The sequence below is a fragment of the Agrococcus sp. Ld7 genome (genome assembly GCF_045064095.1).
Taxonomy (GTDB): domain Bacteria; phylum Actinomycetota; class Actinomycetes; order Actinomycetales; family Microbacteriaceae; genus Agrococcus.
The window spans coordinates 83,284-104,428 of record NZ_JBISGY010000033.1 but is presented as its reverse complement, the minus strand read 5'-3'; the positions used below and the strand labels follow the sequence as shown (position 1 = coordinate 104,428).

Here is a 21,145-nt window from a genome sequence, read left to right as displayed (position 1 = left end):
TGCTGCGCCGCGGCGCACATCCACACCCGCGCACACCGCCACCGGAGCGCACCGCCACCCACACCCACCGAGGCTGACCGCGATCGCGGCCCAGCCCATCCGACACCGAATGCGACGCATGGATCAGCACATCAAGCAGTGGCCAGCCCTCTGGGCGCTCGTGATCGGCTTCTTCATGATCCTCGTGGACACGACGATCGTCTCGATCGCGTACCCGGTGCTGCTGCGCGAGCTCGACACCGACCTCACGACCGTGATCTGGGTGACGAGCGCCTACCTGCTCGCCTACGCCGTGCCGCTGCTCATCACCGGTCGCCTCGGCGACCGATTCGGCCCGAAGCGCATCTACCTCGTCGGGCTGGTGGTCTTCACGCTCGCGTCGCTCTGGTGCGGGCTCTCGGGCAGCATCGGCATGCTCATCGCGGCGCGAGCGGTGCAGGGCCTGGGCGCCGCGCTCATGACGCCGCAGACGATGGCCGTCATCACCCGCATCTTCCCGCCCGACAAGCGCGGCGCCGCTATGGGGCTCTGGGGTGCGGTCGCCGGCATCGCGACGCTCGTCGGGCCGGTGCTGGGCGGCGTGCTCGTCGACTCGGCCGGCTGGCAGTGGATCTTCTTCGTCAACGTGCCCATCGGCGTCATCGCGTTCGTCGTCGCCTGGCGACTGGTGCCGAACCTCGAGACGCGGGTGCACCGCTTCGACTGGCTCGGCGTCGCGCTGTCGGGCGTCGGCCTGTTCCTGCTCGTGTTCGGCATCCAGGAGGGCGAGACCTTCGAGTGGGGCACGATCGCCGGCCCCATCACGGTCTGGGGGCTCATCATCGCCGGGCTCGTCGTACTCACCGCGTTCGTCGTCTGGCAGCGGTTCAACCGTGCGGAGCCGCTGCTGCCGCTCGGGCTCTTCCTCGACCGCAACTTCTCACTGTCGAACGCGGCGATCTCGCTCGTGGGCATCGCGGTGACGTCGACGCCGCTGCCGCTCGCGTTCTTCTTCCAGATCGCACGCGGGCTCGAGCCGACGCAGGCCGCGCTCATGCTCGTGCCGACGGCGGTCGTCTCCGGCATCCTGGCGCCGCTGGTCGGCCGACTCAGCGACCGGGTCAACCCGAAGTGGATCGCGTTGAGCAGCCTGATCACCGCGGCGCTCGCGATCGCCTGGTACGCCTCGCTCCTCTCGCTGGAGACGCCGCTGTGGCTGCTGCTGCTGCCCTCTGCGGTGCTCGGCGTCGGCATGGCGGGCATCTGGGCACCGCTCGCCTCGACCGTGACCCGCAACCTGCCGACCAGCCAGGCCGGCGCGGGCTCGGGGGTCTACAACACGACCCGGCAGATCGGGTCGGTGCTCGGTTCTGCCGCGATCGCGGCGCTCATGAACGCTCGCCTGGCCCTCGAACTGCCCGGATTCGACACCGAATCGGCCCAGCAGGCGGGGGCGGATGTCGCGGGCCCGCTGCCGCCCGAGGTCGGCGATGGCTTCGCGGCGGCGATGTCGCAGTCGCTGTGGCTCGCGCTCGGCGCCTACGTGATCTGCGCCGTCGTGGTGCTGTGCTTCGCCAAGCCGAAGGTCACGGTGGCCTGGGGAGAGACGGGCGCCGGCGAGCGGACGTCGCCGCTGCCCGCCTCGAGCAAATAGTCGCCGAAGCCGCGCGGATCCTCAGGCGGCGACGCCGCGACCCGTTCGCTACCGCAGTGGCACCCAAGCTCCGGTGCCCACTGGCTCAGCGGGCTCTGCAGTTGCGAAGCGCTCGATGCTGAACGGCGCCAGCACCGGCGACGAGGTGCCGGTGACGATCTCCTCGGCGAGCAACTCACCAAGCACCAGCCCGAGCGTTGCGCCCGAGTGCGTGAAGAGCGTGTAGAGCCCGTCGATCGACGGCACGCGCCCAGCGACCGGGTCGCCGTCGCCGGGGATCGGCTTGAGGCCAGCGCCGACGCGCTGCGCCGTCAACGTCGGGTTGCCGGCGAGCACCTTGGAGGCCTCGTCAAGCAGGCCCTGCACTGACGCATCCGGCACCGTGATGGTGCCGTCGTCGGCGACGCGAATCGACTGCTCGGCCCAGTCGGCGTCGAGCACGAGGCGCCCGTCGGGCGTAGGGCGCACGGCCACACGTGGAGTGTTGAGCACCGTCGTCACAGGCACGTCGACCGGATCGGTGAACAGCACGAATGCCGTCGGCGTCGCATCGGGCACGTCGACACCGAGTGCCAGCAGCTGAGCTGGCACCGCGCCGCCGGTTGCGAGCACGACGCGGTCGGCGTCGATGCGCGAGCCGTCCCCGAGGATCACGCCCGTGACCGAGCCTTCCTGCACGTCCACGCGCGCGTCGCCAGCCTGCTCAACGATGCGCGCACCGAGCTCGGTGGCCTGGTCGATGAGCGCCGCGATGAGGTCGGGCAGGCTGACCCAACCCTCACCCGGGTTGAAGATCGCGCCCTCGTCGGCCACCGCATCCGCATCCACGTCCGGCGCGACGCGGCCGATGTCGGCACGGTCGACCCAGACGGAGTCATAGCCGCCAGCACGCTCGAAGGCGTAGGTGTCTGCAAAGCTCTCGCCTGGTGCGGCCCACTTCAGGGCACCGTCGAATCGCAGATACGAGGTGCTTTCCGGGTGGCGAGCCGCCCATGTGCGGTAACGATCGAGCGCGATGAGCCGCAGGTAGTGGTAGGCGCCCGATCGGGCACCGGAGGAGTTCAGCCACGCGATGGAGCGGCTGGATGCTCCGTCGGCGATGGCCCCGGCGGTGACGAGCGTGGTCTGCACGCCGGAGCGCGCGAGGTGCGCGGCGGTCGATGCGCCGAGGATGCCGCCGCCGAGCACGACGACGTGGGAGAGCTGGCTGAGGGCCATAGTGGTGTTCGCTTTCTAGTCAGAGGTCAGCGCGCTGCCGAGGCGTGCGCCTGCTCGATGATCTGGAGTGCCGCGACAGCGTCGCGGGGGTCGACGGGCAGTGGCCCGTCGGTGCGCAGCGCCACAGCGAGCTGGCGGTAGAACGCGCCGTAGTCGCCGCGCTGCGTCGGCAGCGGATGTTGCTCGGCATCGGTGCCCACCGTTCCCCAGCGTGCTTCCGGCGTCTCACCGAAGCCAGGATCCCTGGGGCGCGCGCCGGCGATGAGCGCCGGCTCCTGCCCGTCGAGCCCCCAGGAGGTGTAGGCGGCGCGCGATCCGAGCACGCGGAATCGTGGGCCAAACATCGGCGCGACCGCGCTCATCCACAGGTGGGAGATCGCACCCGATTCGTGCTGCAGGGCGACGAAGGAGTCGTCGTCGGCGCCGGCGCCGGCGCGACGGGTGAAGACCTCGGCATGCACGTGCGAGACCGGCCCGAACAATTGCAGCGCTTGGTCGATGAGGTGCGCGCCCAGGTCGTAGAGGATGCCGCCGGCCTCAGCTGCAGTGGCTTCCGCCTTCCATCCCGCACGCAGTTCCGGCTGCCACCACTCGAATCGCGACTCGAAGCGTCGGATGTCGCCCAGCGCACCGTCGTCGACGAGCGCCCGCACGGTGCGGAAGTCGCCGTCCCACCGACGGTTCTGGAACACGGTGATGCGGCGACCGAGATGCTCCGCCTGCGCGATGAGCGCCTCCGCCTCTCGTGCCGTGGCGACGAAGGGCTTGTCGACGACCACGTCGAGCCCGGCCTCGAGCGCCGCGCTCGCGAGCGCCGCGTGCGTGCCGCTGGGGGAGCCGATCACGACCAGGTCGATCGACTCACTATCGGCCCAGAGCTCTTCGGGCGTGGAGAGGACGCGAGCGTTCGGGTACTCCTCCGACGCTGCAACCAGCCGTGTCTCGTCCGCCGTCACGATGATGTCGAGCGAGAAGTCGCTGTCTGCCGCCAGGAAGGGGGCGTGGAAGATGCGACCGGAGGTGCCGAAGCCGATGATCGCGGTGCGGATCGGCGAGTTGGAGCCCGCCATCACAGCACCTCCGACAGGAAGCGTTGCAACCGGGCGCTCTTCGGGTTCTCGAACAGCTCGCTCGGCGGGCCTGCCTCGACAACCTTGCCCTCATCCATGAAGACGACCTGGTCGGCGACCTTGTGGGCGAATCCCATCTCGTGGGTGACGACGAGCATCGTCATGCCTCGCTGCGCCAGCTGTGCCATCAGGTTCAGCACGCCCTTGACGAGCTCGGGGTCGAGTGCGCTCGTGACCTCATCGAAGAGCATGACCTCGGGGTTCATCGCCAGTGCACGGGCGATCGCGACGCGCTGCTGCTGGCCACCGGAGAGGTCGCGGGGCCGGTGGTCAGCGCGCTCGCCGAGCCCGACTTCCTCAAGGCGCTCGCGCGCGATGCGCTGCGACTCTGCCTTCGACATCCGCTTCACGTTGCGCAGCGCGAGCGCCACGTTCTCGAGGGCGGTGTGGTCGGGGAAGAGGTTGAAGTGCTGGAAGACGAGCCCGATCCGCCGTCGGATCTCATCGGGCTTCTGGTCGAGCACGCTCTTGTCGGCGAGCAGCACATCACCGGACTTCGGCTCGTGCAGGCGGTTCACGCCGCGCAGCAGTGTGGACTTGCCCGATCCTGACGGTCCGATCACGCAGGTGGTGGTTCCGGGAGCGACCTTCACACTCACGCCGCGCAGCACCTCGATGTCGCCGTACGCCATAGTCAGGTCGCGCAGCTCAAGGCTTGAGCCGGTGTAGAGGTGGCCATCGGCGATGGGCACGGGGGTGGTGTAGGTCATGTGTTGCTCCCGTGGGTCAGTGCCGGGCTCGGCGAGAAGTCTTCGACTTCAGCGAGACCGCTCTTCGGCGGGGTAGCCTTGCGGCGCCCGGTGCGGAAGCGGTCGTCGAAATAGTTGACGAGGTGTGTCAGCGGAACGGTGATCACCAGGTAGAAGATGCCCGCGAGCACGAGCGGCGACAGGTTGCCGGTCAGCACCGCGGCGTCCTGACCCACCCGGAACAGCTCGCGCTCCGAGGCGAGCAGGCCGAGGAAGTAGACCAGGCTGGAATCCTTCACGATCGCGATGAACTGATTGACGAGTGCGGGGAGCACACGTCGGATGCCCTGCGGCACGACCACGAGGCGCATCGCCGAGCCATAGCTCATGCCGAGCGCACGGCAGGCTTCGAGCTGCCCGCGGTCGACGCTCTGAATGCCAGCGCGGAAGATCTCGCCGATGTAGGCGCTCGCGATCAGGCTGAGGGCGAGGATGCCGAGCGGGTACGGCGAGGGGCCGAAGAACTCCTGGCTGACGCGCGCGAAGCCCTGCCCGATCAGGAGGATGGTGAGGATCGCCGGCAGACCCCGGAAGATGTCGGTGTAGACGCGCGCCGGAGCGCGCAGCCATCGCGAGGGCGAGATGCCCATGATCGCCACGATCATGCCGAGCACGACACCGATGACGGTCGCGGCGATCGAGATGATGACGGTGTTGACGAGCCCGGTGCCGAGCATCTGCGGCAGCACCTGCCACATAGCGCCGAAGTCGAGGAACGTTCTGACGAGGTTGTCGAGCCAATTCATGGTGTGCTCCATCCGGTTGGCGGCGACCGGTGCGAGGTGGATGCCCCGCACCGGGCGCCGATGGCGGAATTACTCGGACTGCTCGCCGGAGGGCAGGTACTGCTCGGGCATCGGGGAGCCGGGGAACCACTCCTCGTAGAGCTCCTTCCAGGTGCCGTCCTCCATCGCGGCGGCCAGCGCCTCATTGAGGGCGTCCTGGAACGCGGGGTTGTCCTTCGCGATCGCGAAGCCAGCGGGAGCGTCGAAGGACGGAATGTCGATCGAGTTCACGAGGCCGTACTGCTCTGCGTAGACCTTCGCCGCCTCGTAGTCGAGGAACGTCGCATTGATGGAGCCCGAGTTGACGCCCGAGATAGCGGTGTTGTTGTCGGGAAAGCGGACGAGCTCGGTGTCGGTGAAGTGCTCGACCGCGTACGCCTCCTGCAGGGTGCCCTGTACGACGCCGAGGCGCATGCCGGCCAGGTCCTCGACGTCGCTGATGCCCGCGTCGGGGCTCGCCATCACGGTGAGGTAGCCAGCGAGGTAGCCATCGGAGAAGTCGACGGTCTGCTGGCGCTCCTCGGTGATGCCGATCGCGGCGACGCCCACGTCGAACTGACCGTTCGCGACCGCGGCGAGCAGACCGGAGAAGTCCTGACCGGTGAAGACGACATCGTCGATGCCGATGCGCTCAGCGACGTCGGTGAACAGCTCGACGTCGAAGCCGGTGAACTCGCCCGACTCGTCGGTGAAGGTGTACGGGCGAGCGTCGCCGAGGCTCGCGACGCGGATCTGGCCCGGGGTGATGAGGCCGTAGGGGTTGTCGTCGGCAGCGGCCTCGGTCTCGGGGGCGGCGCCGCCGCCGGAGCAGGCGGCCAGCGCGAGCGCCGCGGTCGCGGCGACGGTGACGACCGCCGTGCGGCGGAAGGTGGTGCGGAACTTCATGGTGGTCCTCTCGATGGTGCTGCAGTCGTTGAAGCGTGATCGGATTACGGGGGAGGCTTGCTGAGACCGGTCTCAGTCTCGTAGATTGAGACCGGTCTCAGTTGCTGTGAGCGACAGTACGCGACGATGTGTCGAGACGTCAACACGATTTCTGGAGGACGGGTGTCGGAAGAAGCAGCTGCGACCAACGGTCGACGCGAGTCGACCGTCGCCGACGTCGCCTCGGAGGCAGGCGTCTCGAAGGCCACCGCAGCCCGCGCGCTCGGCGACTACGGCGCCGTGAGCGATGCGGTGCGCGACCGCGTGGTCGCCGCCGCGGATCGGCTCGGCTACCGCCCCAACGCGCTCGCCCGCACCATGAGCACGGGGCGCTCGAACACGATCGGCATCGTCGTCGGCGACATCGAGAACATGTTCTTCGCGAAGGCGACGCGTGGCGCCGCCGACGTTGCCAACGATGCCGGCTTCGACCTCATCCTCTCGAACTCCGATGAGGACGGCGCGGTCGAGGCGAAGGCGATCGGCGTGCAGCTGGCGAAGCGTGTCGATGGGCTCCTCGTCGCCGCCGCCTCTTCAATCGAGAGCGCGAACCTGCGCCCGGTGATCGATTCGGGCAGGCCCCTGGTGCTGTTCGATCGAGCGGTTCCTGAGCTCGGCGTCGACACGGTCATCGCTGCGAACCGCAGCGGGGCGCGAGACCTCACTCGACTGCTGGTCGAGGCTGGTCATCGACGCATCGCCTTCGTGTCTACCCTCGCTCATCCGACCGCGTTCCAGCGCTCGGAACTGCTCTACTCCTCGCCCGTCGCCGAGCGAGTCGAGGGCTTCACCGATGCGCTTGCGGCAGCGGGAGTGTCGCGGCCCGAGGCCTTCGTGCATCTCAATGCGCGAGCGGAAGGCGTCGAGGTGCTCGCGCGTCGACTGCTGACAGGCTCTGATGCCGTCACTGCCGTCGTCGCATCCGACAGCTTGGTCGCGCTGGGTGTCTTCCGCGCGGCGCGAGAGCTCGGGCTGCAGATTCCGAGGGAGCTCTCGCTCGTCGCCTTCGACAACGCCGATTGGACGCAGGTCGCGACGCCCGGCATCACCGTGATGGCGCAGCCGATCCACGAGATCGGCGCAGAGGCGGCGCGACTGCTGATCCGGCGCATCCGTGGCTCCAAGGAACCCGCGACCACGCTGGTGCTGGATCAGCACCTGATCGTGAGGGAGTCGGTCGCTGCGCCCTCGCGTGACCGCTAGAGGAACTCGAGCGGGTCGAACTCGTCGATCGGGATGACGCGCACGCGCGGCAGGCGGCTGGTGAACGCCGCGACGTCGTACTCGAGGTCGAAGAATTCAGCGCCCGGCACCTCGCGGAGGCTCGCCGCCATGAACTCGCCGAAGCCGATGATGCCGACGCGACGGCTCTCATCCTCAGCGAGTCGCTCCATCTGCGACGCGAAGTCGCGGTCGTGGCTCAGCAGCATCACGTCGGCGTCGCGCTCGACGAGCGCCTCCGCCGTGCGCTGGATGGCGATGTCGACGATCTTGCCGTCACCGCTCAGCGGCACCGGCCGGTAGCCCATCGCGATGAGTGCCTGCACGAACGACGCCGGCAGCTCGTTCGTCACCGCGAGGAAGAACAGCCCCTTGACCGGCTGCTGCCACGCCTCCTCGGCGAAGGTGAGCACCTTGTTCCAACGCGGCCGCTCCTGCGGCTCCGGCCGGCGGTCGAGGATGGAGACGCCGAGCGTCGCATCGATGTTCTCGCCATCGACGAGGAGGTAGGTGCTGCGCTCGGCCATGGCCTGAGCCTATTGGCCGAGCGGCAGCACCGGCATGCAGCCCTAGTTGGCGGCCTGCAGCTCGTCGATCTGCGCCTGCAGCTCCTCGACCTGCAGCTCGAGGCGGTCGCGGTTCTCGCGCATCAGGTCGAGGCTGCTCTGCGCGATGCCGGCACGCGTCTCGAGGTCGCCGTGCTCCTCCTGCAGGGTGGCGAGCTGCGCCTGCGCGTCGGCGGCCGACGCGGCCGCGATGCCCGTGCCGGCGGCACCGAGGCCGGCCACCACGACAAGCGCGGCGATCCAGGGCCAGCGGCGGGCGGTGCGCGCGGGGGCCTGCTTCGGCGACTCGGGCGTCGCTGCGCGCTCGGCTGCGGGGGTGACCTGGTCGATGGTTCCGGTGTTGCTCATGCTGCTGCTCTCGTCGTGTCAGACGGATGCGCGCGCGGCGGAGCGCGAGGCATCCGCCGTTGGAGTGATGGGTGTCGGAGCGCACCTGCAACCAGGCCGCTCTCGTCCCCCATTGTTCCACTCCTCGCTGTGTTCGCACGACGCGGCGGTATTCGCCATGAGCGGAGACGCCGGTGACACCTGCATCTGTCGAACTGGAGCAACCGGAGCATGTCAGTCCCTCCGCCTACACTCGAGACCAAGCTCACGAGCTGCAGCCATCGGTACCTGGCCGGCTGCACGGCAACCCCCTCCGCTGAGCGGGGTGCCCCAGGGGAAGAGCCGGCCCAGCGCGTCCGCGCCGGGCAAGTCAGCGGGATCGGCACGCCGTTCCCGTAGAGGACGGAGCCATCCATGTTCATGCAGCCTCCGCTCGCCGCAGGCGAGCCCCACCGCCGGCCGCGCCCACCCGCCTGGCCCGATGCGTCACGCGGCACGGGCATCTCGATGATCAAGGCGATCGCACGAGCGCAGCGCGACTGCCCGCACGACGGCGAGCTGCGCGCGGCCGACCCCTACTCGGATCGTGAGCAGTGCGTGCTGTGCGACCTCGTGCTGCCGCAGCCGCCGCTGCCCGACGTCGACCTGCACGCCGCCGGGAGTGATCTCGCGTGGGCGGTCGCCTTCGTGCGCCGCCCGCCGACACAGCCGGGCGTGCTCGCGCTGGTCGAGCTCTCGCGCCGCGCGCGGAGGGCGGATGCGTCGTGGGCGCTGCGCGTCTTCGGTGACGAGCTGCGAGCGCTCCGCGCGATCGGCATGACGCCGGCGAGCTACCTCGACGAGCGGTAGCGCCGACGGCTCGTGCCCGCCGGACGGCGTCGACGGCCGTTGTCGTCGCCCGGTGGGCATCCCGCAGCGTCGGCCGGCACGCCGCGTCGTGCGTCGGCACTCGGGAAGCATCCAACTCCGTCATAGGCGCACTCGTTACGCTATTCGACGGACCGTTTCCAGATGCGGCCCATGACGGAGGCTCAGTGACAGGCAACGCGACCACGCGGTTCGAGAACGTCTCGCTGCTGTCGGTCGCGAGCACACTGCCGAGTCGGGTGACGACCTCGCTCGACATCGAGGAGCGGCTGAGCGGTGCGCTCTCCCGCCTGCGCCTGAAGGGCGGGCTGCTGCGCCGGGTCGCGGGCGTGGATGAGCGCCGCAACTGGGCCGAGGGCGAATCCGCCGACGACGCCACCGTGCAGGCAGGCAGTCGCGCGCTCGCAGAGGCCGGAGTGGAAGCGTCGCAGGTCGGCCTGCTCATCAACACCTCGGTGACGCGCAAGCACCTCGAGCCCTCGGTCGCCGTGCGGCTGCACCACGAGCTGGGCCTGCCGACCAGCGCCATCAACTTCGACGTGGCCAACGCCTGCCTCGGCTTCGTCAACGGCATGAGCCTCGCGGGCGGCATGATCGAGTCGGGTCAGATCGACTACGCCATCGTCGTCAACGGCGAGGACGCCGACGACATCCAGGTCAACACCATCGATCGTCTGCTCGGCAGCGACATCGACCGCTCCGACTTCCTGAGCGAGTTCGCCACCCTCACGCTCGGCTCCGGCTCTGCCGCCGCCGTGCTCGGGCGCACGGACCGGCACCCTGAGGGCCACCGCATCCTCGGAGGCGTCACGCGCGCTGCCACGCAGTGGCACGACCTGTGCGTCGGCAGCGCCGAGGGCATGTACACGAACGCGAAGGCACTGCTGAAGGGCGGGCTCGACCTCGTCGTCTCGGCGTGGAAGGAATCCGCGCCCGAGTGGAACTGGTCGCAGATGGATCGCTACATCACCCACCAGGTCTCCTCCGTGCACACGAACGCCATCGTCAAGGCGGCCGGCCTCGACCCCGCCCGCGTGCCCACGACCTTCCCGCGCTTCGGCAACGTCGGCCCCGCGTCGATCCCGATCACCCTCGTCGAGGAGCAGGAGCGCCTGAAGAAGGGCGACCGCGTGCTGCTCATGGGCGTCGGCTCGGGCCTCAACACCGCCATGATGGAGCTCGCCTGGTGACACCCCCGGCTTCGCCCCTCGCTGCGGTGGCCGGTGGCGCTCGCGCCGCGCTGCCGCCGCACGACCTGCCCGGCCTCGACCCGGCATGGAGCCGCATCGTAGCCGTGCCTGGGCGCGGGCTCGATGCGGGGATCACGCGCGAGTGGCACTGCCTCGACACCGCGGATGCGCTGGCGCAGCTGGGCGTGGAGCCGGCCGGCACGATCCTGGCCGTGCACGGCAACCCCACCTGGTCGTATCTCTGGCGACGCATCGCCGCAGCGTCGCTGCGCCGCGCGGCCGCGGGGGAGACCGCATGGCGCGTCGTCGCCGTCGACCAACTCGAGATGGGCTACTCGGAGCGCACGGAGCTCGCCGACGGCGCGCGCCGGCACCGCACGCTCGCGCAGCGAGTCGCCGACCTGTCTGCGTTCACGGATGCGCTGGGTGCGGATGGCGCGGCGTCGACTGGGCGCGCCCCCGACGACGCGAAGTCTGCCGGGCGCGCGCTCAATGGCCTGGTCGTCACCCTCGGGCACGACTGGGGTGGCGTCGTCTCGCTCGGCTGGGCGATCGACCACCCGGGCCAGCTCGCTGGGGTCGCCCTGCTCAACACCGCGGTGCACCATCCGGCGGGGACGCCCATCCCGGCGCCGCTGCGGCTCGCGGGCGCTCGCGGCGTGCTGGGCGCGGCGACCGTCGCGACATCCGGCTTCCTCGACACGACGCTCGCGCTCGCCTCGCCGTCGCTCGATGCCGAGGTGCAGGCTGCGTTCCGCGCGCCCTACGGCTCGGCGTCGCGCCGCCACGGGATCGGCGGCTTCGTCGCCGACATTCCCGTCGATGCGGGGCACGAGAGCTTCGTCGAGCTCGAGCGCATCAGCGCGGGCGTCGCCTCGTTGAGGGTGCCCGCGCTGCTGCTGTGGGGACCGAGCGATCCGGTGTTCGGCGACCGCTACCTCGACGACCTCGTCGACCGCATGCCGCATGCCGACGTGCACCGCTTCGAGGGCGCCAGCCACCTCGTCGCCGAGGACCGCCCCTACGCCCCCGCCGTCCTCGACTGGCTCGCCCACTCGCCGGTCGCCCGCCCCATCCCGCCGGTCGAGGAGCCGCCGCAGGCGGCGTCACGAGACCAAGCCGCGCCGTCCGCCCCACACTCGCCGGTCGAGGAGCGCATCGGCGAAGCCGACGCGCGTCACGAGACCCGCCCCTCCCACCCGTGAAACTCGCCGAAGGACACTCCAAACGAGACGCCATCAGAGCCCTCAAGCGCTACCTCTGCCGCGAGATCCTCGCCGCCCTCAAACACGACCTCAACCCCACTTGACATCCATAGGACTGTCCTACGGGGGCGGGAGCGGCGCTGGCTGCGCGGGCTACGCGGAGAGCGGGAGCTCGGAGGCGGCCTCCACGCCGTCCATGGTCTCGGGCTCGTCGGCGATCGCCTCGACCGCGTCGGTGAGCTCCGGCGCCTGCGACGGCCGCGGGTCGAGGTGCACGCCGGCGATCATGCAGCGCACCGAGCCGCCCGCGAGTTCGACCGTCGGGATGTCGACCGCGACGATCTCGCACGACTGCTCGATGATCGCGACCTGGGCATCCGACAGCGACGCCCGCGCCCGCGCCGACATCGCCATCATCGTGCGGCGCCGCCCATCCGGCCAGCGCCCGGCCAGCTCCACCGCATTGCCGGCGAACTCGCGCACCTGGCGCTCGCTGAGCTCGACGACGGTCCGCCCGCTCACGGTCAGGCGGTCGCGCACCTCGGCGCGGCGACGCTCGTCCGGGATCATGTCGAGTGCGAAGAGCGCGACGTCGGTGCCGATGGTCGCGATGACGTTGGTGTGGTAGACCGGCACGCCGTCGGCGTCGACCGCGTCGAAGACCATCGGCTCGTAGTTGAAGTCGGTGCAGAAGCGCTCGAGCACGTTCGTGTCGGCACGGTGGCTGCGCGCCGTGTAGGCGACGCGTGAGATCGGATCGAGCACCATGGCGCCGGTGCCCTCGAGGAAGATGCCATCGGGCTCGAGGCCCGAGTAGTCGACGATCGCCTGCACGCGGTAGTTCGCCTTCAGCATCTCGAGCACGTCGGCCCGGCGCTCGTGCCGGCGGTTGGATGCGTACATGGGGTAGACGGCGACCGTGCCGCCCGCGTGCGTGGAGAGCCAGTTGTTCGGGAAGACGCTGTCCGGGCGGGTGTGATCCTCGTCCTCGAACACGTGCACGCTCACGCCGGCCTCGCGGAGCGCGTCGGCCAGCGCGTCCATCTCGGCGAGCGCCTTGCTCGCGGTGGTCTCCGGGCTCTCGCCCGCGCGCGGCTCAGCCTGGAACGCGTTGTCGGCCGCGGTGGCCGGGTTCGGGCGGAACCGCAGCGCGCGGATGAGGATGACGGATTGGGGTGCAACGGCGCTCACACCTGCCGAATCTAGTGGCGATGTCGCGCGGATTCTCGGCATTCGCGCAACAGGCGCGCGCGTCTGCGCACCTGAGCGCGCGTTCCTTGCGGCACGCATCGGCGCACCCGCGCGCGGCTCGCCTCAGTCGGGCCGCGGGCCGATCTGCAGGCCGCTCTTGCGGCGGTGCACCGACAGGTACCGCAGGCCCTCGGGGCCGGCGGTGACCGAGCGGTGCGAGCGCCGCGGCAGCCAGACGACCGCGCCCGGCGCGAGCTCCACGTCGCCGTCGTCGGTCGCCAGCATGCCGCCGCCGGCGACCACGTGCCACAGCACATCCTCGTCCGGGCCCACATGGGGGTCGATGGATGCGTGCGGCGGCACCGCGACCACGTTCGCGTCCAGGTGCCGGGTCGGCTCGGCCAGCCGCCAGACGGCGCCGCGCTGCTCAGGGTCGGCGACGCCCGCCGCGAGCGCACTCGTATCCGCCAGGATCCGGGGGCCACCTCCCGCGCTGGCCCCCGATCCGTCTGGTCCCTCTGTCGCCGTCGTCATCTCCGCCTCCTGGCTCGAGGCTAGAGCCTGGCGCGCACGACGGGCATGCTGGAGTCATGGAACTCGATCACCTGCCAGAGCTCGCCGATCAGCTGCTCGCGAAGGCGCGCGACGCCAACAGCGGTCGAGCGGCCCATTCCCTGCGCTCCGGTCGCGACGTCAAGCTGCGCCAGACGATCATCGCCCTCGCGAAGGGTCGCGCGCTCGCCGACCACGTCGCACCGGGGGAGGCGACCCTGCACGTGCTGCAGGGCAGCACCCGGCTGCGCTGGGAGGAGCAGGCCGTCGAGCTGCGCACGGGCGACTGGATGGACATCCCCGACGCCGTGCATTCGCTCGAGGCGGAGACGGACGCCGTGGTGCTGCTGACGGTCGCCGTGCGGTGATCGGGCCGAATATGCGCGGAATGCAACCTTTCGGCATCTGATCCTGCGATGCTGGGCACTCACTCGCCCTAGGAGCCGCCCGTGCTTGACCTCTTCGTCCTCCCGCTCGTCCTGCCCATCATCATCGGGCTGGTCATCATCGTGCTGCTCGTGGTCGGCTCGATCCGCCGCTATCGGATCGCCGAGCCCGACGAGGCGATCATCGTCACCGGCCGCAAGGGCAAGAAGACCATCGACGCGGAGGGGCACACGACCCAGGACCTCTCCGGGCAGAAGGTCGTCACCGGCGGGGGCGTGTTCGTCATGCCCTTCGTGCAGAAGTCGTTCAAGATGTCGCTGCGCTCGCGACGGCTGCTGTTCAACACCACGGCCCAGGCGAAGGACGGCATCACGATCCACGCGCAGGCCGTCGCGGTCATCAAGGTCGGCGGCACGGAGGAGTCGATCCGCAACGCGGCCCAGCGATTCCTCTCGCAGCAGGAGGAGATCGAGTCATCGACGCAGGAGGTGCTCTCGGGCTCGCTCCGCGGCATCATCGGACAGCTGACGGTGCTCGAGATCATCCACGACCGGCAGGCGCTCGCGGCGGCCGTGCTGCAGGCGGCCGAGGACGCGCTGTCGAAGCAGGGCCTGGTGGTCGACACGCTGCAGATCCAGGAGATCAACGACACCTCGAACTACCTCGTCAACCTCGGTGTGCCGGAGTCGGCCGCCGTGCAGCGTGCGGCCGCGATCGCCAACACCGAGGCGCAGAAAGCCGCGGAGCAGGCGTCGATCGAGGCGAAGAAGCAGATCCTGGAGGCCAACCGCGTGCTGCAGCTGCAGCAGGCGGCGGTCACCGCCGAGACCGACAAGGCGGCAGCGCAGGCCTCCGCGGCGAAGCCGCTCGAGGATGCCGTGCAGCGGCAGGCGATCGTCGCGCAGGAGGAGATCACGGCGCAGCGGCAGGCAGAGCTGCGCGAGCAGGAGCTGAACGCCGAGGTGCGCAAGGTCGCCGATGCCGAGGCCTATCGCATCCAGGTCACCGCAGAGGCGCAGGCCAAGGCGAGGGAGATCGAGGCGAGCGCCGAGCGCAGGGCCCGCGAGGCGCGCGCCGAGGCGGCGAAGGCGGAGGGCAACGCGGATGCGGCGGTCACCGAGGCCCGCGGCGCGGCACAGCGCACGGCCCGCATCGCCGCTGCGGAGGCGGCCAAGGCCGAGGGTGAGGCCGAGGCGGTCGCGACCGCCGCGAAGGGTCGCGCCGAGGCGGAGTCGATCGGGGCGCGCGGACTGGCCGAGGGCCAGGCGATCGAGGCGCGCGCGAAGGCGCTCACCGAGAACGCGCAGGTCGTGCTGGCGCAGGAGCTGCTGAAGGTGCTGCCGCAGGTCGCCGAGGCGTTCGGCAAGGCCTATGCCTCGTCGCAGATCACCGTCGTCTCGGCCGACGGCACCGGCAAGCTCACGAGCGACATGGTCGGCAACATGGCGTCGATGACGACGATGATGAAGGACGCCACCGGCATCGACCTGCAGGCGATCATCAACTCCACCGCGCAGGGCAGCGCAGCAGGCAGCGCGATGGCCGCGCAGGGCGCCCCCGCGCGGTCGGCCGCGCTCGCCGACCCGGTGGCGAGCGACGCCTCCGGCGAGTAGCGGGCGTCGCGGGGCGCTCAGCCCTGGTCGCCCGGGCCCGACTGGCCGGTGTAGAAGCCGAAGGTCGCGTCCGCCTGCGCCTGCGCCGTGGTGGCGTCGGCACCGTTGCCGATCGCCGCGCGCGCCCACGCTTCGGCGGCACCGCGGTAGAACGACCGGCCCTCCTCCGACGCGGCCCAGGCGTTCAGCGCGTCCGGGTCCATGCCCGCCTCGCCGCTGCCCGACAGGTGGCGCGACAGTCCGAGCAGGCCGCCGTCCCACCCCACGCCCGTGGCACCGGGGCCGAACATCTCGGCCATCCCGGCAGGCACGTCGGCGTCGCGTGCCACGTGCTCGAGCTCGAGCCTGGTGCCCTGGCCCTCGGCCGTCAGCCGGATCGTCAGCCAGGTGACGCCGCCGCCGAACTCCCAGGTCACGCGGTAGCTCGCGCTGTCACCGGAGGGCGGGGTGCACTCGAGCACCCTGCCGCCGGCGTTGCCCTCGAGCTGGTAGCTGCCGCCCAGCTGCAGATCTCCCGTCACGGGCATGAACCAGCGCGCGATCCGCTCGGCGCTCGTCACCGCATCCCACACATCGGTCACGGGCGAGGGGTAGACCTGCTCGAGCGTCTGCACGGTCGAGGCCTCCCCGTCGATCTGCTCGGTGCGCACGCCGCGCGACACCGCTCCCAGCTGTCCCAGTACATCCATCGCTTCACTCCTGCTCTGCGGTTGTGTCATCGGGCTTGTCGCCCGCGGGCTCGTCGTTCCCTGCGGCGGCCGCCCGCTCGGCGGCCCGCCTGCGCTTGGCGGCCTCGATCGCGGCGCCAGCCTCGGCCTCGCGGCGGCGCTGGCGTCGGCCGCGCGCGAGCTCGGTGTCGAGCGCGGCCAGCTTCGGCATCCAGAACCCGTCGAAGGCGCTCAGCCACTCACGCGCCTCGCGCGGGCCGCTCGGGTCGACGGCGTAGAGCCGCCGCTGCCCCTCGGGTCGCACGGTGGCAAAGCCCTGCTCGCGCAGCACGCGCAGCTGCTGACTGACCGCGGGCTGGCTGATGCCGAACTCCTGGCCGATGACCGCCGCGATGGCGCCGGCGCTCGCCTCGCCATCGCTGAGCAGCTCGAGGATGCGACGCCGCACCGGGTCGCCGAGGACGTCAAGCGCGTGCATAGGGCGATGTTTGCACGCAGGCTTATATAAGTCAACCCTGAATCAGCGGGCGGGACGACGACGCGCAGGCGTCAGGGTCACTAGCGTGGAGCCATGAGCATCGATCAGGTTGACAACGCCCGGCTGCGGCACGCGATCGCGGCGTTCGTGGCCGACCCGGTCGAGCAGCGGATGGTGGACGTGCTGCGGGCAACGCTGGTCGGCGAGCTGCTGCTCGATGCCACGCGCTCGGAGTTCGACCTGCGCGAGGGCAAGCCGCAGACCGGTTCCACCATCAGGCTCAGCAGCGGCGTGGGCCCCGACGGCAGGCGGGCGCTGCTCGCGTTCACGAGCAACGACGAGATCGCCCGCATGCATCCCGACGGCACGCAGCACCAGTCGCTCGCGCAGCCCGCGGCAGTGGTGCTGGAGATGGCGAAGAAGCAGGGCGCCGGGTGGCTGTTCATCGACCCCGCCGTCACGAAGGTCGCGCTCTCGTCGAAGGACATCGACCTCGCGCTGCGCCATCACCGCAACGACCGCATCAGCGCTGCCATCGCCGCGACCGAGACGGGGGCCTCGCGGCGGGCGGTCGTCGATGCGCTGCGCGCCGACGGCCCGATCCTGCTCGCGAGCGAGATGCGCCCGGGCGACGAGCACGGTGGGCAGCCTCGTCTGCGGATGCTCGCCCGGCCGGACGGCTCTCGCGCACTGCTCGTGTTCACCTCGGCGCCCGAGATCGCCGCGCGGCATCCGCAGGACGGCGTCATCTCGACCACCACGGCCAAGCTGCGGGCGCAGCTGCGCACGAGCACGCTGTTCAGCGCGCTCGTGATCAACGCCGCCGGCCCCTCGGCGGAGGTCAGCTGCGAGGAGTTCCTCGGCGACTGAGTGGAGAGCCGCACACCTCGGACACCCGTCGTTCAGGCTCGCTCGCTACCGTGGCGGATCGATTGCGAAGGGAAGGTGCCCCGATGAAGGCAGCACGGTTCTACGGCAAGGAAGACATCCGCATCGAGGAGGTCGACGAGCCTCGCACGCGGCCCGGCACGGTCAAGATCGCGCCGGCATTCAACGGCATCTGCGGCAGCGATCTGCACCTGTTCCACGACGGACCCATCCCTCCGGCGCCATCGACCGACGCCCCGCACCCGCTGTCGGGTGAGACGCTGCCGGTCGTGATGGGTCACGAGTTCTCCGGCACGGTCGAGGAAGTCGGTGAGGGTGTCGAGGGCATCGCCGTCGGCGACTCGGTCGTGGTCGAGCCCCTGATGGTCGACGACACCTGCCCGGCGTGCAAGGCCGGCAAGTACAACCTGTGCGAGCAGATGGGCTTCATCGGCATCTCCGGCGGCGGGGGAGGCCTGAGCGAGCACATCGTGGTCGAGGAGCGCTGGGTGCACCCGGTCGGCGACCTGCCGCTCGACCAGGCTGCGCTCATCGAGCCGCTCGCCGTTGCGGTGCACTCCGTCAAGCACGCCGGCGTCGAGGCGGGGCAGACGGCTGTGGTGGGAGGCGCAGGCCCGATCGGTCTGCTGATCGCCGCCGTGCTCAAGGCGCAGGGACTCACGGTCATCGTCAGCGAGATGTCGGCAGCGCGCCGCGAGAAGGCGACCGAGACCGGGGTTGCCGATGTCGTCGTCGACCCGGCGAACGAGGATCTCCTCGACGTCGTCAAGCAGCACACGGATGGCGCGGGTGCTTCAGTCGCGTTCGACGCCGCCGGCGTGGGCGTCGTCGTGCACCAGCTGCTCGAGGCGCTGGCCGCTGGCGGTCGCCTCGAGATCGTGGCGCTGCACGGCAAGCCGGTTGAGCTCGACATCACCGCTGAGCTCACGATGCAGGATCGGGTGCTCGGCTCGTCGATCGGCTACGCGCATGACCATGCCGATGCGATCGAGCTCGCCCGCAGCGGGCAGGTCGACCTCGCGCCGTTCATCACCGGCCGTATCCTCGTCGACGACCTCATCGAGCAGGGCTTCGAGCGCCTCACGACGAGCAAGGACGAGGTGAAGATCCTGGTGTCGATGCGGTAGCCGTGCCTGCCGCGCGTGCCGGTCGCGGCGAACGCGGCCGATTCGATGCCTGGACGCGGCCCGCGAGGCGTCGGAGAATGTCGGTATGCGCCAGCGTCAGGGCACGGGTGCCCGCGCGCTCGAACGGATCGCGCGGCGCTGCACCCGTGCGCAGGATCCGCTCGAGCTGCTCGAGCACGTGGCTGAGATCGTGCGCGAACAGGTCCCGTACGTCGCAGCCGGCTGGATCCTCATCGATCCCGACACCATGCTCATCACTGGCGTCTACGGCGAGGACGTCGATCGTGACGATCACCTGCAGCTCATCTCGCCCGAGCTCACGGAGCCCGACGTCAACACGTTCTGGGATCTCGCCGCGCGAGGGATCGCGGCGGCATCGCTGAGCAGCGCCACCCACGGCGATCTCGCGCGCAGCACGCGCTGGTCGCGGCTGTACGGCCCGAAGGGCTATGGCGACGAGCTGCGCGCGGTGTTCTCCAGCGGCGCGGTGGCGTGGGGCCACGCCTGCCTCACCCGCGCTGCCGGTGAGCCCTTCTTCAGCGCAGCGGAGGTGGCGTTCGTCGCCAGCATCGCGCCATACGTGGCCAACGGCATCCGCGCGTGCCACCTCCTGGCCGAGGCGGCTGAGGCGACGGCGTCGCCCGAGGAGGCGTCGGAGCCCGCACTGGTGATGCTGGCGGACGACGGCGCGGTCGTGTCGATGACACCGCGGGCGCGTGCGTGGCTGGGAGACCCCGAGGATCCGCAGCTCGCCACCACGGTCGTGCTGCACGAGGTCGCCAGGCAGGCGCGCGCGCTCGCCGACGGCAGCGGCGCTGGCCCGCCGGCGCTTGCGCGAACGCGCGCCCGCACCGGGGAGTGGATCGTGGTGCGCGGCATCCGGGTGCCAGCGCCGAACGGCGACGCGCAGGCCGCCGACGAGGGGGGAGCCGGCGGCACCACCGCGCTGGTGCTCGAGCAGGCTCGGCGCGCGGACCTCGCGCCGATGCTGCTCGCGCTGCATCGACTCACCGACCGGGAGCGCGAGGTCACGCAGCGATTGCTGCACGGCACCCCGACGGCGGAGATCGCGCGGGAGCTGTGGATCAGCACGGAGACGCTGCGCGGGCACGTCAAAGCGGTGTACGCGAAGCTCGGGGTCTCGAGCCGGCCGGAGCTCGCCGCCCTGCTCTCGCACGAGCCGCGACTGCGGGAGCGATCCGCCGAGCCTGCCGCCCGACGTAGCCGGTGATGCCCGGGCGATAGACGTACCCGATGAAGCGCAGGCCGGGCAGCGCCTCCCCGCCGTCGCGTCGACGCGGCATGCCGTGTGCGCCCAGCACGCCGAGATGCCCGACGAGCGGCTCAAGACCCGTGCTGAACCCGGTGGCGACGAGCACCACATCGGCGGGCAGCTGCCGGCCGTCCGACAGCACCACACCCTTCGCTGTGAGCGCGGTCACCTCCGGCACGATGTCGAAGGCACCGGCGCGGATCGACGCGATGACCTCGGCGTCGACGACCGCGGTGCCGGCACCACGCTGCTGCAGCGCCGTGAACGCCCCTTCGGTCGGTGCTGGCATGCCGTACGGCGAGAGGTCGCCGACCATCGATCGGGAGATGCTCGCGATCAGTCGGTCGATGATCGGCGTGGGCAGGTGCAGGAAGAGCGGGACCGGGAGATCGCCCGGGACTCCGTGATGCTCGCGCAGCAGGATCGTCGGGGGTGTGCGGACGGCGAGGCTCACGCGTGCAGCACCGCCGCGGGCGAGCTCGTTGGCGAGTTCCAGCCCGGTCGAGCCCGGGCCGACGATGACGACACGAGCATCCGCGAACGGTGTTGGATTCCGATACTCGCTGGTGTGGAGCACCGTGCCGCGGAACTCGTGGGAGCGGGCCCACGCGGGCAGCTGCGGCTCGTTGAAGATGCCGGTCGCGACGACCACTTGGTGAGCGAGCATCGGCTCGTCATCGGTGGTCATGCGCCATCCGGCATCGGCCGGGTCGATGCGTCGCACCGCAACGCCCGTACGCACGTGCACGCCGTGTCGGTCGGCGTAGTCGCGCAGATACCCGACGTACTGCGCGCGCGTCGGGAACTGCCCCCAGGCTCGGGGGAAGGGCGCGCCGCGCAGCGCGGAATGCATGCGGCTGGTGTTCAGGCGCAGCGAGTCGTAGCGCGACGCCCACGCGGCAGCCGGCTCGCTGCCCTGCTCGAGCACGGTCACGGGCGTGCCGCGCGCGATCACCGCGGCAGCGGTCGCCAGCCCAGCCGGTCCGCTGCCGATCACCAGCACCTCGTCCATGATCCGCTCCCATCCCCGAGATCGGTATCTCGGGCTGCAACCAGCCTGCGCAGGAGCCGTCCCGAGAGCCATCCCCCAACTGGGGGGAATCGGTGACACCACCATCATGCGAACAAAACACCTCTTGCGAAAGAGACGCTT

General features: G+C 70.5%; 22 protein-coding genes and 1 riboswitch. Of the genes, 10 read left to right on the top strand and 12 right to left on the bottom strand.

Annotated elements, in window-relative coordinates:
• Positions 1-118: 118 nt before the first annotated feature.
• Positions 119-1,633 (top strand): DHA2 family efflux MFS transporter permease subunit, encoded by a 1,515-nt coding sequence (locus tag ACJJVL_RS10275; RefSeq protein ID WP_405218566.1) that lies wholly within the window; start codon positions 119-121, stop codon positions 1,631-1,633.
• A gap of 48 nt (positions 1,634-1,681) precedes the next feature.
• Here ACJJVL_RS10275 and ACJJVL_RS10270 read toward each other — a convergent pair whose 3' ends face one another.
• The 5 genes from ACJJVL_RS10270 to ACJJVL_RS10250 all read right to left on the bottom strand — a co-directional run bounded on the left by ACJJVL_RS10270 (position 1,682) and on the right by ACJJVL_RS10250 (position 6,400).
• Positions 1,682-2,851, bottom strand: a complete 1,170-nt coding sequence (locus ACJJVL_RS10270; protein ID WP_405218565.1) for an NAD(P)/FAD-dependent oxidoreductase — start codon at positions 2,849-2,851, stop codon at positions 1,682-1,684.
• A 26-nt stretch (positions 2,852-2,877) separates the two neighbouring features.
• Positions 2,878-3,921, bottom strand: a complete 1,044-nt coding sequence (locus ACJJVL_RS10265) for a Gfo/Idh/MocA family oxidoreductase (protein ID WP_405218564.1) — start codon at positions 3,919-3,921, stop codon at positions 2,878-2,880.
• Positions 3,921-4,691: an amino acid ABC transporter ATP-binding protein gene (locus ACJJVL_RS10260; RefSeq protein ID WP_405218563.1), complete on the bottom strand. Its 771-nt coding sequence runs from the start codon at positions 4,689-4,691 to the stop codon at positions 3,921-3,923. The genes ACJJVL_RS10265 and ACJJVL_RS10260 overlap by 1 nt, the downstream gene beginning before the upstream one ends.
• Positions 4,688-5,476: an amino acid ABC transporter permease gene (locus tag ACJJVL_RS10255; protein ID WP_405218562.1), complete on the bottom strand. Its 789-nt coding sequence runs from the start codon at positions 5,474-5,476 to the stop codon at positions 4,688-4,690. The genes ACJJVL_RS10260 and ACJJVL_RS10255 overlap by 4 nt, the downstream gene beginning before the upstream one ends.
• Positions 5,477-5,545: 69 nt before the next feature.
• Positions 5,546-6,400 carry an ABC transporter substrate-binding protein gene (locus tag ACJJVL_RS10250; RefSeq protein WP_405218561.1) on the bottom strand — a complete coding sequence of 285 codons (855 nt, stop codon included), beginning with the start codon at positions 6,398-6,400 and terminating at the stop codon, positions 5,546-5,548.
• 162 nt (positions 6,401-6,562) lie between these two features.
• On the opposite strand from ACJJVL_RS10250, the gene ACJJVL_RS10245 reads away from it, so the two are divergent.
• On the top strand, positions 6,563-7,642 hold the full coding sequence (locus ACJJVL_RS10245; RefSeq protein ID WP_405218560.1) for a LacI family DNA-binding transcriptional regulator: 1,080 nt from the start codon (positions 6,563-6,565) through the stop codon (positions 7,640-7,642).
• Here ACJJVL_RS10245 and ACJJVL_RS10240 read toward each other — a convergent pair.
• A complete protein-coding gene (locus tag ACJJVL_RS10240) occupies positions 7,639-8,187 on the bottom strand; it encodes an NYN domain-containing protein (RefSeq protein ID WP_405218559.1) in 549 nt (182 codons plus the stop codon). The two genes, ACJJVL_RS10245 and ACJJVL_RS10240, sit on opposite strands and share 4 nt — an antisense overlap.
• 42 nt (positions 8,188-8,229) lie before the next feature.
• Complete coding sequence (locus ACJJVL_RS10235; RefSeq protein WP_405218558.1) at positions 8,230-8,574, bottom strand: hypothetical protein; 345 nt, start codon at positions 8,572-8,574, stop codon at positions 8,230-8,232.
• Positions 8,575-8,816: 242 nt separating this feature from the next.
• Positions 8,817-8,933: riboswitch (SAM riboswitch) on the top strand.
• Positions 8,934-8,967: 34 nt separating this feature from the next.
• On the opposite strand from ACJJVL_RS10235, the gene ACJJVL_RS10230 reads away from it, so the two are divergent.
• From ACJJVL_RS10230 to ACJJVL_RS10220, 3 genes are all read left to right on the top strand, one after another.
• Entirely contained in the window at positions 8,968-9,402 is a 435-nt protein-coding gene (locus ACJJVL_RS10230) for a hypothetical protein (protein ID WP_405218557.1), read from the top strand.
• A gap of 185 nt (positions 9,403-9,587) precedes the next feature.
• Positions 9,588-10,610, top strand: a complete 1,023-nt coding sequence (locus ACJJVL_RS10225; protein ID WP_405218556.1) for a 3-oxoacyl-ACP synthase III — start codon at positions 9,588-9,590, stop codon at positions 10,608-10,610.
• Positions 10,607-11,815: an alpha/beta fold hydrolase gene (locus ACJJVL_RS10220; RefSeq protein WP_405218555.1), complete on the top strand. Its 1,209-nt coding sequence runs from the start codon at positions 10,607-10,609 to the stop codon at positions 11,813-11,815. Before ACJJVL_RS10225 ends, ACJJVL_RS10220 begins: the two co-directional genes overlap by 4 nt.
• Positions 11,816-11,968: 153 nt before the next feature.
• Here the strand turns inward: ACJJVL_RS10220 and ctlX are convergent, their stop codons facing one another.
• A complete protein-coding gene (gene ctlX / locus ACJJVL_RS10215) occupies positions 11,969-13,006 on the bottom strand; it encodes a citrulline utilization hydrolase CtlX (protein ID WP_405218554.1) in 1,038 nt (345 codons plus the stop codon).
• Between the two features lie 123 nt (positions 13,007-13,129).
• Positions 13,130-13,540 carry a cupin domain-containing protein gene (locus ACJJVL_RS10210; protein WP_405218553.1) on the bottom strand — a complete coding sequence of 137 codons (411 nt, stop codon included), beginning with the start codon at positions 13,538-13,540 and terminating at the stop codon, positions 13,130-13,132.
• Positions 13,541-13,596: 56 nt separating this feature from the next.
• On the opposite strand from ACJJVL_RS10210, the gene ACJJVL_RS10205 reads away from it, so the two are divergent.
• Positions 13,597-13,926 (top strand): hypothetical protein, encoded by a 330-nt coding sequence (locus tag ACJJVL_RS10205; protein ID WP_405218552.1) that lies wholly within the window; start codon positions 13,597-13,599, stop codon positions 13,924-13,926.
• An 81-nt stretch (positions 13,927-14,007) separates the two neighbouring features.
• Positions 14,008-15,558 (top strand): SPFH domain-containing protein, encoded by a 1,551-nt coding sequence (locus ACJJVL_RS10200; protein ID WP_405218551.1) that lies wholly within the window; start codon positions 14,008-14,010, stop codon positions 15,556-15,558.
• Positions 15,559-15,575: 17 nt separating this feature from the next.
• Here ACJJVL_RS10200 and ACJJVL_RS10195 read toward each other — a convergent pair whose 3' ends face one another.
• Both ACJJVL_RS10195 and ACJJVL_RS10190 read right to left on the bottom strand, forming a co-directional pair.
• Complete coding sequence (locus ACJJVL_RS10195; RefSeq protein ID WP_405218550.1) at positions 15,576-16,247, bottom strand: SRPBCC family protein; 672 nt, start codon at positions 16,245-16,247, stop codon at positions 15,576-15,578.
• 4 nt (positions 16,248-16,251) lie between these two features.
• Positions 16,252-16,704: an ArsR/SmtB family transcription factor gene (locus ACJJVL_RS10190; protein WP_405218549.1), complete on the bottom strand. Its 453-nt coding sequence runs from the start codon at positions 16,702-16,704 to the stop codon at positions 16,252-16,254.
• 93 nt (positions 16,705-16,797) lie between these two features.
• Between ACJJVL_RS10190 and ACJJVL_RS10185 the strand changes: the two genes are divergently transcribed.
• The 3 genes from ACJJVL_RS10185 to ACJJVL_RS10175 all read left to right on the top strand — a co-directional run bounded on the left by ACJJVL_RS10185 (position 16,798) and on the right by ACJJVL_RS10175 (position 19,950).
• Complete coding sequence (locus ACJJVL_RS10185; RefSeq protein WP_405218548.1) at positions 16,798-17,574, top strand: SseB family protein; 777 nt, start codon at positions 16,798-16,800, stop codon at positions 17,572-17,574.
• Positions 17,575-17,657: 83 nt separating this feature from the next.
• Positions 17,658-18,719 carry a 2,3-butanediol dehydrogenase gene (locus ACJJVL_RS10180; protein WP_405218547.1) on the top strand — a complete coding sequence of 354 codons (1,062 nt, stop codon included), beginning with the start codon at positions 17,658-17,660 and terminating at the stop codon, positions 18,717-18,719.
• An 85-nt stretch (positions 18,720-18,804) separates the two neighbouring features.
• Positions 18,805-19,950, top strand: a complete 1,146-nt coding sequence (locus ACJJVL_RS10175) for a LuxR C-terminal-related transcriptional regulator (RefSeq protein ID WP_405218546.1) — start codon at positions 18,805-18,807, stop codon at positions 19,948-19,950.
• Here ACJJVL_RS10175 and ACJJVL_RS10170 read toward each other — a convergent pair.
• Positions 19,832-21,004, bottom strand: a complete 1,173-nt coding sequence (locus ACJJVL_RS10170) for a flavin-containing monooxygenase (protein ID WP_405218545.1) — start codon at positions 21,002-21,004, stop codon at positions 19,832-19,834. The genes ACJJVL_RS10175 and ACJJVL_RS10170 overlap by 119 nt on opposite strands.
• Between the last annotated feature and the right edge of the window lie 141 nt (positions 21,005-21,145).

Excerpts from the sequence above, each read along its gene's own strand:
- ACJJVL_RS10275 (WP_405218566.1), top strand. The coding sequence starts at position 119 with ATGGATCAGCACATCAAGCAGTGGCCAGCCCTCTGGGCGCTCGTGATC.
- ACJJVL_RS10270 (WP_405218565.1), bottom strand. The coding sequence starts at position 2,851 with ATGGCCCTCAGCCAGCTCTCCCACGTCGTCGTGCTCGGCGGCGGCATC.
- ACJJVL_RS10265 (WP_405218564.1), bottom strand. The coding sequence starts at position 3,921 with ATGGCGGGCTCCAACTCGCCGATCCGCACCGCGATCATCGGCTTCGGC.
- ACJJVL_RS10260 (WP_405218563.1), bottom strand. The coding sequence starts at position 4,691 with ATGACCTACACCACCCCCGTGCCCATCGCCGATGGCCACCTCTACACC.
- ACJJVL_RS10255 (WP_405218562.1), bottom strand. The coding sequence starts at position 5,476 with ATGAATTGGCTCGACAACCTCGTCAGAACGTTCCTCGACTTCGGCGCT.
- ACJJVL_RS10250 (WP_405218561.1), bottom strand. The coding sequence starts at position 6,400 with ATGAAGTTCCGCACCACCTTCCGCCGCACGGCGGTCGTCACCGTCGCC.
- ACJJVL_RS10240 (WP_405218559.1), bottom strand. The coding sequence starts at position 8,187 with ATGGCCGAGCGCAGCACCTACCTCCTCGTCGATGGCGAGAACATCGAT.
- ACJJVL_RS10235 (WP_405218558.1), bottom strand. The coding sequence starts at position 8,574 with ATGAGCAACACCGGAACCATCGACCAGGTCACCCCCGCAGCCGAGCGC.
- ACJJVL_RS10230 (WP_405218557.1), top strand. The coding sequence starts at position 8,968 with ATGTTCATGCAGCCTCCGCTCGCCGCAGGCGAGCCCCACCGCCGGCCG.
- ACJJVL_RS10210 (WP_405218553.1), bottom strand. The coding sequence starts at position 13,540 with ATGACGACGGCGACAGAGGGACCAGACGGATCGGGGGCCAGCGCGGGA.
- ACJJVL_RS10205 (WP_405218552.1), top strand. The coding sequence starts at position 13,597 with ATGGAACTCGATCACCTGCCAGAGCTCGCCGATCAGCTGCTCGCGAAG.
- ACJJVL_RS10195 (WP_405218550.1), bottom strand. The coding sequence starts at position 16,247 with ATGGATGTACTGGGACAGCTGGGAGCGGTGTCGCGCGGCGTGCGCACC.
- ACJJVL_RS10190 (WP_405218549.1), bottom strand. The coding sequence starts at position 16,704 with ATGCACGCGCTTGACGTCCTCGGCGACCCGGTGCGGCGTCGCATCCTC.
- ACJJVL_RS10185 (WP_405218548.1), top strand. The coding sequence starts at position 16,798 with ATGAGCATCGATCAGGTTGACAACGCCCGGCTGCGGCACGCGATCGCG.
- ACJJVL_RS10180 (WP_405218547.1), top strand. The coding sequence starts at position 17,658 with ATGAAGGCAGCACGGTTCTACGGCAAGGAAGACATCCGCATCGAGGAG.
- ACJJVL_RS10175 (WP_405218546.1), top strand. The coding sequence starts at position 18,805 with ATGCGCCAGCGTCAGGGCACGGGTGCCCGCGCGCTCGAACGGATCGCG.
- ACJJVL_RS10170 (WP_405218545.1), bottom strand. The coding sequence starts at position 21,004 with ATGGACGAGGTGCTGGTGATCGGCAGCGGACCGGCTGGGCTGGCGACC.